The sequence below is a fragment of the Vibrio sp. YT-17 genome (genome assembly GCF_033337375.1).
Classification (GTDB): Bacteria; Pseudomonadota; Gammaproteobacteria; order Enterobacterales; family Vibrionaceae; genus Vibrio; species Vibrio alginolyticus.
The window spans coordinates 1-1,037 of the sequence record NZ_JAWOQP010000201.1 but is presented as its reverse complement, the minus strand read 5'-3'; the positions used below and the strand labels follow the sequence as shown (position 1 = coordinate 1,037).

Sequence of the window (1,037 nt, the reverse complement as noted above, 5' to 3'; positions counted from 1 at the left end):
CTTTTAGTACCGAAATCGAAGGCCATTATTGTGCGTGACATACAGTGTCTCAAATCTTAATGAAGTGGAAGTTAAGGAAGGCGGTTGCGTTACGCATGACCTGCGTCTGCCGACAATTGGCTTGGGTCGATACCTAGCTTTTCTACCGCTTTTTTCCAGCGCTCTGTAATGGGCGTATCGAAGATGATTTCTGGTGTGGCTTCGATGGTTAGCCAAGAGTTTTCAACCAGTTCATTTTCTAACTGACCAGCACTCCAACCGGAATAACCAAGAGCAACCAAATAGTCACTTGGCTCAGCCTCTGTCCCCAATACGGAAAGAATATCTCGTGAAGTGGTGACAGCAAGGTCGTCGGTCATTTGAATGATGGATTCATAGTAATCTTTCGGTTTATGTAGAATAAAACCACGGTCTTCTGAGATTGGACCGCCATTGTAGACGGGTCTATCTAAGCTGGCTTCAAACAGGCGCGGGTGAACAGGCTGCACGTCAACTTGCTTGAGCATGTTGCCTACGGTGATATCAATAGGCGCGTTGATCATCAGGCCCATAGCGCCTTCTTCGTTATGTTCACAAACGTAGATAACGCTATTCTGGAAATACGGATCTTTCATTCCAGGCATGGCTACTAAAAAATGGTTTGTGAGGTTCATTCTCATACCGACCTTTAAGACTCGTAAATGCACTTAAGCAAACTCGCTACTATGTGCATGAGTTTGCTTAAGATAATGTCTGGTTCTCTACTATAACTGTACTATAAATTCAGTTATTCGCCTTTCACACGACGTTCAATGGCATCCATCAGTTTGCCAGTAATAGAAATGTCGAATGCCGCTTCGATTTCACGAATACAAGTTGGGCTAGTCACGTTGATTTCAGTTAGCTTGTCGCCAATCACATCAAGACCAACAAAGATAAGACCTTTTTCTTTTAGAGTCGGAGCAACAGCTTGAGCAATCTTCATATCTGTTTCGCTTAGTGGACGAGCTTCACCAGTACCACCAGCAGCTAGGTTGCCGCGCGTTTCGCCTTTAGCA

The 1,037-nt window shown here is 44.6% G+C and carries 1 protein-coding gene and 1 pseudogene; both read right to left on the bottom strand.

What is annotated here, in order from left to right:
- Positions 1–89 precede the first annotated feature (89 nt).
- Positions 90–653 (bottom strand): YqgE/AlgH family protein, encoded by a 564-nt coding sequence (locus tag R7F67_RS24940; RefSeq protein ID WP_318057544.1) that lies wholly within the window; start codon positions 651–653, stop codon positions 90–92.
- 113 nt (positions 654–766) lie between these two features.
- Positions 767–1,037: pseudogene (locus R7F67_RS24935) on the bottom strand (glutathione synthase); the annotation flags it as partial.